General features: G+C 74.4%; 7 protein-coding genes. 4 read left to right on the top strand and 3 right to left on the bottom strand.

Annotation, left to right across the window (positions count from 1 at the left end):
* Positions 1-2,013 (top strand): DUF3418 domain-containing protein (locus MXD58_RS13965; RefSeq protein ID WP_250609381.1); only part of this gene is annotated, 2,013 nt, incomplete at its 5' end.
* 90 nt (positions 2,014-2,103) lie between these two features.
* On the opposite strand, the gene MXD58_RS13960 is transcribed toward MXD58_RS13965, so the two are convergent.
* Positions 2,104-3,006: a CE1 family esterase gene (locus MXD58_RS13960; RefSeq protein WP_248839758.1), complete on the bottom strand. Its 903-nt coding sequence runs from the start codon at positions 3,004-3,006 to the stop codon at positions 2,104-2,106.
* Between the two features lie 789 nt (positions 3,007-3,795).
* Positions 3,796-4,911, bottom strand: coding sequence for a UDP-glucose--hexose-1-phosphate uridylyltransferase (locus MXD58_RS13955; protein WP_248839757.1), 1,116 nt, complete (start codon positions 4,909-4,911; stop codon positions 3,796-3,798).
* Positions 4,912-5,067: 156 nt separating this feature from the next.
* Here MXD58_RS13955 and soxR point away from each other — a divergent pair, with 156 nt between their 5' ends.
* The 3 genes from soxR to MXD58_RS13940 all read left to right on the top strand — a co-directional run bounded on the left by soxR (position 5,068) and on the right by MXD58_RS13940 (position 7,969).
* Positions 5,068-5,664, top strand: a complete 597-nt coding sequence (soxR, locus tag MXD58_RS13950) for a redox-sensitive transcriptional activator SoxR (RefSeq protein ID WP_284678328.1) — start codon at positions 5,068-5,070, stop codon at positions 5,662-5,664.
* Positions 5,665-5,739: 75 nt separating this feature from the next.
* Entirely contained in the window at positions 5,740-6,477 is a 738-nt protein-coding gene (locus MXD58_RS13945) for an NADPH-dependent FMN reductase (RefSeq protein WP_248839756.1), read from the top strand.
* A gap of 229 nt (positions 6,478-6,706) precedes the next feature.
* Positions 6,707-7,969 (top strand): ABC transporter substrate-binding protein, encoded by a 1,263-nt coding sequence (locus MXD58_RS13940; protein WP_248839755.1) that lies wholly within the window; start codon positions 6,707-6,709, stop codon positions 7,967-7,969.
* A gap of 140 nt (positions 7,970-8,109) precedes the next feature.
* Here MXD58_RS13940 and MXD58_RS13935 read toward each other — a convergent pair.
* Positions 8,110-8,631: ATP-binding cassette domain-containing protein (locus MXD58_RS13935; RefSeq protein ID WP_250609380.1), on the bottom strand; the 522-nt coding region annotated here is incomplete at its 5' end.

The following is an 8,631-nucleotide window of genomic DNA, read 5'->3' as shown; positions in this document are numbered from 1 at the left end:
TGCCGCGAGGTGATCACCGAGCTGGTCGCGGCGGTGGCGGCGGAGCAGGCGAACCGGATGGTTGACGGCGAGGACGCGCCGAAGCAGCGTCCGTCCGGCCCGCCGCCGTGGGTGATGGCCGCCGAGCTCGTCGAGACCTCCCGGCTGTGGGGGCGCACCGCCGCCCGCATCGACCCGGACTGGATCGAGCCGCTCGCCGGGCATCTGGTGGCGCGCTCCTACAGCGAACCGCGGTGGTCGCGGCGGCAGGGCGCGGTGCTCGCCGACGAGCGGGTGACCCTGTTCGGGCTGCCGATCGTCGTCGGCCGGCCGGTGCAGTACAGCCGGATCGACCCGGCACTGTGCCGGGAGCTGTTCCTGCGCCACGCCCTGGTCGAGGGAGACTGGCAGACCCGCCACGAGTTCTTCCACCACAACCAGCGGCTGCTCGCCGACGCCGAGGAACTGGAGCACCGGGCTCGCCGACGCGGCATCGTCGTCGACGACGAGACCCTGTTCACCTTCTACGACGAGCGGATCCCCGCCGACGTCGTCTCCGCGGGGCACTTCGACGCCTGGTGGCGCCGGACCCGCCGGGACGACCCGAAGCTGCTGGACTTCACCCCGTCGCTGCTGGTGTCCGCGGGCGCGGGCGGGATCACCGAGGCGGACTATCCGGACTGCTGGCAGATCGACGCGCTGACCCTGCCGTTGACCTACCAGTTCGAGCCCGGCGCCGCCGCCGACGGAGTGACCGTGCACATCCCGCTGGCCGTGCTCAACCAGGTCGACGCCGATGGCTTCGAGTGGCAGGTCCCCGGGCTGCGCGAGGAGCTGGTCACGGCACTGATCCGGGGGCTGCCGAAGGCGGTGCGGCGCAGCTTCGTGCCGGCGCCGAACTACGCCCGCACGGTGCTCGGGACGATCTCCCCCGGCGGCGGGGGGCTGCTGCTCGCCGTCGAGAACGAGCTGCGCCGGATGGGCGGGCCGGCGATGCCGCGTGACGCGCTGACGATGACGGGCATCCCCGACCATCTGCGGATGACCTTCCGGGTCGAGGGGACCCGGGGCGAGGTGCTCGCCGAGGGCAAGGACCTGGACGCGATCAAGCAGCGGCTGCGCCCGCGGACCCGGGCCGCCGTGGCCGCCGCCGCCGACGGGGTGGAACGCTCCGGGCTGCGCGCCTGGGACGGCCTCGGCGCCCTGCCGAAGGTCGTGGAGCTGCGCCGCGGCGGGCATGTCGTACGCGGTTTCCCGACGCTCGTCGACGAGGGCGACACGGTCGCGGTCCGCGCCGTCGACACCGAGGCGGAACAGCGCCGGATCATGTGGAGTGGCACCCGCCGGCTGGTTCTGCTCGGCGTGCCCTCGCCGATCCGGGGTCTCAACGGCCGGCTGTCGAACGCGGCGAAGCTCGCCCTGAGCCACAATCCCCACCGGGACGCCGCCGACCTGCTCGAGGACTGCGTCCGGGCGGCGGTCGACCGGCTGATCGCCGCCGCCGGCGGCCCGGCCTGGGACGGCGCCGCGTTCGACGCGCTGCTCGCCGCGGTGCGCGCCGAGCTGCCCGAGGCGTCGTTCGCGGTGCTGCGCGAGGTCCAGCAGATCCTCGCCCTCGCCCATCCCCTCGAGGGCACCCTGCGGGAGCTGCGCGCGCCCGCGCTGGCGTCGTCGATCGCGGATGCCCGCGCCCACCTGGACGGACTGATCCACCGCGGCTTCGTCACCGACACCGGCGCCGACCGGCTCGCCGACCTCACCCGCTACCTCACCGCGCTGCAACGGCGGCTGGAACGGCTGCCGCGCGACCCGGCCCGCGACCGGATCAACACCGCGACGGTCGCCCGCGCCACCGAGGCGTACCGCGAGTTGCTCGCGACCGTGGCGACCGGCCGGGAACCCGGCGAGGAGATCCGCCGCGTCCGCTGGATGATCGAGGAACTGCGGGTCAGCCTGTTCGCGCAGAACCTGCGCACCCCATACCCGATCTCCGAGGAGCGCGTCTACCGCGCCATCGACGCGCTGCTCCCCTAGGCCGTGGCCGGGCCGATCATGGTGCGGACCTCCGGCCCCCGGTCCCCGCCATACTGACCGCCGTGGCCTCCAGCGCGCGGGCGAGCGCCCTCAGGGCAGGTCGTAGGTGGCGGCGGGAGTACCGGCGGACTCCGGTACAGCCACGGCCGACCCGGGATCGGCGGCTCCCACCACGCCGGCGGAGGCAGCCGTCGCTCCGGCGGCGGGTGTCGCCGCGCCTGGGGCGGGTGTCGCCGCGGACGCCGCACCCACCCCCGCAACAGCCGCCGCACCGGTAGCGGAACTCGCCAGAGTGGCGGGGGCGGAGAAGTCCCACAGGGCGCCGACGCCCCACCAGGGCCAGGCGTGGCCGCCGTCCCAGAGCTGCTGGCGGATCTCGGAGCCGGGCGCGAAACGCGTCGCCTCGTTCTCGCCGTCGGGCAGGTTCATCGACAGGTAGTCCGACCAGCCGCCGCGCCAGGGCACGGTCGTGTCCGCCGTGCCGTGGATGTGCAGCAGCCGCACGGGCACGGTCGGGCAGGAGACCAGCGCCTGGCCGCCGACCATCCCGACGGCCGCGACGAGGTCGGGGGCGTCGCAGGCGATCCGGGCGGCGAGCATCCCCCCGTTGGAGAACCCCCAGACGTAGACCCGCTGCCGGTCGACGGGGGTGTGTCTGGCGGCGTCGTCGACGATCTGGCGGACGTAGGCCACATCGTCGGTGGTGGCGCCGCCGCAGCAGCCACCTGCGTTCCATGCCTCGTGCACGCCGACCCCGTAGGCGAGCGCGAAGCCGTGCCCGTCGGCGAACGTGTCCGCCCCGGTGGCCTGGCGCAGCGTGTCCGCCGAGTTGCGCAGGCCGTGCAGCATGATCACCAGGGGGCGGGCGGTGCCGCGGAAGTGCGGCGAGAGGCGCACGTCGGTGTGCAGTTCGTAGGTCCGTCCCGAGGGCAGCCGCAGGACGGGATCCGCGGCCGGCCCCGCGGTGGCGGTCGTACCCGCGGCGACCGTCATCTCCGCAGAAGCAGGCGTGCCCGCAGAAGCAGGCGTGCCCGCGGAAGCAGGCGTGCCCGCAGAAGCAGACGTGCCCGCAGGAGCAGACGTGCCCGCGGCAGCGGACGTGCCCGCGGGAATGCCCGTGCCCGCGACAGTGGACGTGCCCATGGGGGTGCTCGTGCGCGGCGTCGGTGCGCCCGCTCCGACGCCGTTCACCTCCGCGGGGCCAGCACCCTCAGGTGCGCCTGGCGGGGACGGGACGGCGGTCCCGGGGCGGCCGGACGCGGTGCCGTCCCCGGGCGTCGCAGCGGCGACGACCGGCGTTGCGGAGACCGCCGTGGGGCTCGGCGACGCGGCGGACGTCGACGGCACGGCCGCCACGACGACGAGTCCCACCAGGCTGATGACGGCCACGAGGGCGGCGATCGCAGGGCCGCGCCGGAGCCGCCAGCGCGCCGGCCGCCCGAGGCGTAACCGTCCCAGCAGGGACACAGGCCTCTCAACTCCCCGACTCCGCCCGATCAGAGCGGTCATAGTAAACCGCTTCACGTCAAGAACTCCTATACGGGCCTAGAACAGCACAAGGAATGGCCGCCCGCGGCCACGGACCGCGCAGGCCACCCGACCGAACGGGCCCGACCGTGCCGTGCCCGCCCCGCACGTGGGCACCCGGTGGGTACGGCGCCGGACAGCCAGCGGCCAGAGGTTCGCCAGCGGTCAGAGGTTCGCCGCCCGTCAGAGGTTCGCCAGCGGTCAGAGGTTCGCCAGCGGTCAGAGGTTCGCCAGCGGTCAGAGGTTCGCCAGCGGTCAGGGGTGGATGGGCAGCGGAACGGTCACCGCACACGGCGGCAGCGTCACCGCCCCGTCCCAGGCCGCCGTCATCACCGTGCGCAGGCGGGCGGCGGCGTTCTCCGGGGTGAGGTCGCGCTGCGCCTCGGCGAACATCTCGTAGCCGACGACGTCGCGGTGGATGGCGGGCGAGCGCAGCAGCGGCGAGTAGAAGTGCGCGTGTAGCTGCCAGACTCCTTCCGGTTCCCGGTGCCCGCGGGTCGAGGTGACCGGGATGGGATGGGGACCCGGCGCGCCGTGCCAGCCCATCGAGAAGGGGAACGGATGGGCGAACAGGCTGTCGTAGCCGGCGAGCAGCCGGCCCAGCACGTGGGCGAGGCCGTCCCGCTGGACGTCGTCGAGGCGGGCCAGGCGCTGCACCGGTCGCCGCGGCAGCAGCAGCGTCTCGTACGGCCACGCGGCCCAGTAGGGCACGACGACGAGCCAGTCATCGTCCGCGAGGACGACGCGTTCCCGGGCGTCGGTCTCGACGCGGGCGTAGTCGAGCAACAGGGAGCTGCCGGCCCGGACGAAGTGCTCGCGCTGGTGGGCGTCCTCGGCGGCGGGTTCCGCGGGCAACGCGTCGCTGGCCCAGACCTCGCCGTGCGGATGGGAGTGCGAGGTGCCCATCGGCATGCCCCGGTTCTCGAAGATCTGCACCCACCGCCAGCGTTCGGCGAGCTCGGCGTCCTGCGCGGCCCAGGTGTCCACGACGGCGCGCGCCTCGGCATGGCCCAGGTCGACCAGGCCGCGGTCGTGCTCGGGGCCATAGCTGATCACCCGGCACACGCCGTGGGCCGGGACGCGGCGGAGCAGACCGGCCCGCGTGCCGTCCGGGCCGTCGTGGTGGGCCCGCGGGAGCGGGAGGGCCGGGACATCGTTGCCGAACACGTAGGTGCCGCGGTAGCGCGGATTGGCGGCGCCGCCCGCCCGGGGGTTGCCTGGGCACAGCTCGCAGGCCGGGTCGAACGCGGCCGCCGGTCGCGGCGCCGGCACCGGCGGGCCGCTGTGCCAGGGGTGGTGCGCGCGGTCGGGCGAGACCAGGACCCAACGGCCCGTCAGGGGGTTGAACCGGCGGTGCGTGGTGTCGTCCATCGCTACGAAAGCCTGCCACGGCGGCCCATGGACCCGACCCCGTCCGGGCCACCCCGCATGGTCCTGGCGGACCGCGGCGAGCGGGCCTGCGCCGCCCGGGGCGGCATCCCATAAATCTCATGTCGACTTCAAGTAGAGGGATCTAGACTGACGGTCATGCTCCCCTCCGACCTGATGACCGTCGGCGAGCTGTCGAGGCGCAGCGGCCTCGCCCCGTCGGCGCTTCGGTTCTACGAGCGCCGGGGCCTGCTCACGGCCACCCGCACGAGTGGGGGGCAGCGCCGCTACGAGCGGCACGTGCTGCGCCGGCTGGCGTTCATCCGGGCGGCGACCGCCGTGGGCCTCAGCCTCGACGACGTGGCGCAGGCGCTCGCCTCCCTGCCGGATTCACGCACGCCGACGAAGGCCGACTGGAGCGCCATCTCACGGCGGTGGCGCTCGCGCCTCGACGAGGAGATCGAGGCGCTGGTGGCACTGCGCGACGGACTGGAGTCGTGCATCGGCTGCGGCTGCCTGTCCCTGCGGCGCTGCCGGATCTCCAACCCGCACGACCGCATCGGCGCGCTCGGCCCCGGCGCCCGCGCGCTGCCCGCGGCGCTGCGCCGCACCGGCCGGGCACATCACGGCGGCCACCGCCCGCTCCCACCCGACGACGACGAACACCCAACCGATCACAGAACCGACCCCTGCGACCCGGATGTGTGCCAGGTTCCGGACAACCCGGTCGACCCATCGGCTAACCAGTTCAGATAGGACAGACCTGGCGGCGGGTGGCTGGGCCGCCCGGAGGCCGGCAGGCGGCCGCCGTCCTGAGTGCGGGGAGGGATCGTGGGGGATCATCTGTTCAGCGCGTCGCGCTTCGGCGGGGCGTCAGGCGAGGCGGCCGATGACCGCGGGCCGCAGTCGGGTTCCGAACCGGTCGCCTCCCTGCCGAGCCGGACGGCGCGCCGGGGGGTGGACGCACCCCCCGCGGGCGCGGTGCCGGTGCGGCCCCGCCGGCGACGGCCGATGATCGTCGGCCTCGGCGGCACCGGACGCCCGGACTGCGTCGCCTACCAGTCACTGGCGACGGCGCTCGCGACGATGGCCCAGGCGGGGGCGGAGACCGCGCTGTTCGGTGCCGGCGAACTCGACCTGCCGATGTACAACCCGGACCGCCCGGAACGCACCTCGGCGGCGCTGCGGCTGCTCGCCGCCGTGGAACGCTGCGACGCGGTCGTGATCGCCGCTGCAGCCTGGCACGGCGCGGCCTCCGGCCTGGTCAAGAACGCCCTGGACTATCTGGAGGACCTGCGCGGCGCGCCGCGGCCGTATCTCGACGGCCGGGCCGTCGGGCTGATCGTCTCCGCCGCGGACCCGCAGGCCGCCGGCACGACGCTCGCCGGACTGCGGGCGACCGTGCACCAGCTGCGCGGCTGGCCCACACCGCTGGGGGTGACCCTCGCCCCGGCGGAGGCCGCCTTCGACCCGCACGGGCGGCTGCGCGACCCGGTGACCGCCGGGAAGCTGGAGACACTCGCCGACCAGATCATGGGATTCATCTACGCCTGGTCGCAGGTGATCTGACCGGCCGGCGAGCGCCCGGGCCGGGCGAGCCACCGGGCGTTCGCCGGACAGTGGCGCACTGGCACCTCCGAGCGACCCGGAAGCACCTGATGCGTCCGCGATGTCCCAAGAGCGTTAGCGTGTCGGAACCCCGGCGCCGACGCCGATCCTGCACCTGTCGCGAGTACCTGTCGCGAGCGTCGACGGCGCGGGCGACGGGACGACGGGGATGGAACGAGGAGGCGTCAGGGTGCGAGGACGTTGGGCGCTGGGCAGGCTCGCCGGGGCGGGGCTGGCGGCCGTGCTCGCGGTGACGCTCGCGGGCTGCGGGGGCAGCGGCTCGGGCGGCGGTCAGGCTAGCGGCACGGCGGGGAAGGGCGCGCCGGTCAAGCTCATGATCATCGCGCCGGTCGGCACCGCGGGAACGAACTATCCCGAGATGGTCGGCGCCACCCGGGCGGCCGTGCGCGCGGTCAACGCCCGCGGCGGGATCGGCGGGCATCCCGTCGTCCTCGAGCACTGCAACGAGCGCAACGACGCCGCCACCGCCAAGAAGTGCGCGCAGCAGGCCGTGGACGACCACGTGCTCGCGGTCGTCGGCGAGGTCAGCGGTTCCGGCGGGATCATGCCGATCCTGCAGAACGCCGGCATCCCGTCGATCGGCTCGGCGGGTGTCTCCGCGGACGGCTCGGAACTCAGCTCCCCCATCAGCTACGTCATCAGTCCGCTGACCTTCTACCCGGCGGTCTGCCCGTCGCTGCTGGTCAAGGCAGGCGCAAGCAAGATCGGCGTGGTCGGCTACGACCTCAGCGCCAGCGACCGGCTGATCACCATGGCCGAAGCCGGCGGTAAGGCCATCGGCCATCCGGTCGACCCGAAGCTGCGCGTCCCGATCACGACGAGCGACTTCACCCCGACGGTCTCCCAGTTCACCCGCTCCGGCGCGGACGGCGCCGTCCTCGTCGTGTTCGACCAGGCCGCCTACGCGATGATCTCGAAGACCGGGCAGCAGGTCCGCACCTGCCACGCGGCGGGCACCCTGTCGCCGACGTTCCTGGCGACGCTCGGCCCCGCGGCGGACAAGCTCGTCGTCGCGACACCCTTCCCGGAGCTCGGCCAGACGGCCGAGTTCCCGGAGGTGGCCCGGATGGTCCGCGAGCTGGACGCCGAGCAGGCCGCCGGTGACGCCGACGCGGCCCCGGCGCTGCGCACGTCAACGAGCACCACGAACGCCTGGCTGTCCGTCCAGATCGCCGAGAAGGTCGGCAACCAGGTCTCCGGGGACCTCACGTCGAAGAACCTGCTCGCCCAGCTCAACCGGACCAGGCACCTGGACCTCGGCACGATCGTCCCGCCGCTGGACCTCACCACCCCGACGCCGATCCCCGGCGCGGAACGCATCTTCAACACGACGATGCGGGGAGCCCGCTGGGACAGCGCGTCGAAGTCGTTCGTGCCGCTCGGCACGCAGGCCTACAACGGCCTGGACATCCTGCGCCGCGCCGCCTCCTGACCGACGCGGGAGGGCCGCCCTGGCCCCTCCGTGCGGTCTCCCGCCCCGTTCGTCCGTAGGAAGCGACCGCAGCGCCGCCCAGCCCTGAACGCCGACGCCAACATCGACCACGCACGGTCATCCCCACCGGGCGGTGCGGGTCAGCCGAGGGGCAGGTAGGCGCCGAGCAGGTGGTCGCGGTCCGCCGCGGCCTGCTCGGCGGTGCCCGACCAGGCGCAGGTGCCGTGGCGCAGCACGTGGACGCGGTCGGCGATCGCCAGGGCGCTGCGGACGTGCTGCTCGACCAGGACCACGGCCAAGCCCTCGTCCGCCGCCGCCCGCACCGCGCCGAGCAGGCGACGCACGACCTGCGGGGCCAGACCGAGCGACAGCTCGTCGGCGAGCAGGACGGTGGGACGGCGGGCCAGCGCCCGCGCGAGCGCCACCATCTGCTGCTGGCCGCCAGAGAGCAGACCCGCCCGGCGGTCGAGGTGCTCGGCGAGTTCCGGGAACACGGCAAGCGCGTGCTCGGTGTCGCAGCGGCCGACCCGCAGGTTGTCGCGCACCGACAGGCTCATGACGACCGACCGTTCCGCCGGCACCAGGCTCAGGCCGCGCCGCGCCCGCTCGTGCAGCGGCGCGCCCGACGGCAGGCCGGCGAAGTGCACCTCACCGGCCAGCGG

The organism is Frankia sp. AgKG'84/4 (assembly GCF_023242965.2).
In the GTDB taxonomy this organism is placed as follows: domain Bacteria; phylum Actinomycetota; class Actinomycetes; order Frankiales; family Frankiaceae; genus Frankia.
Note: the sequence above shows the minus strand (reverse complement) of the source record. Positions and strands in the feature narration are given on the sequence as shown.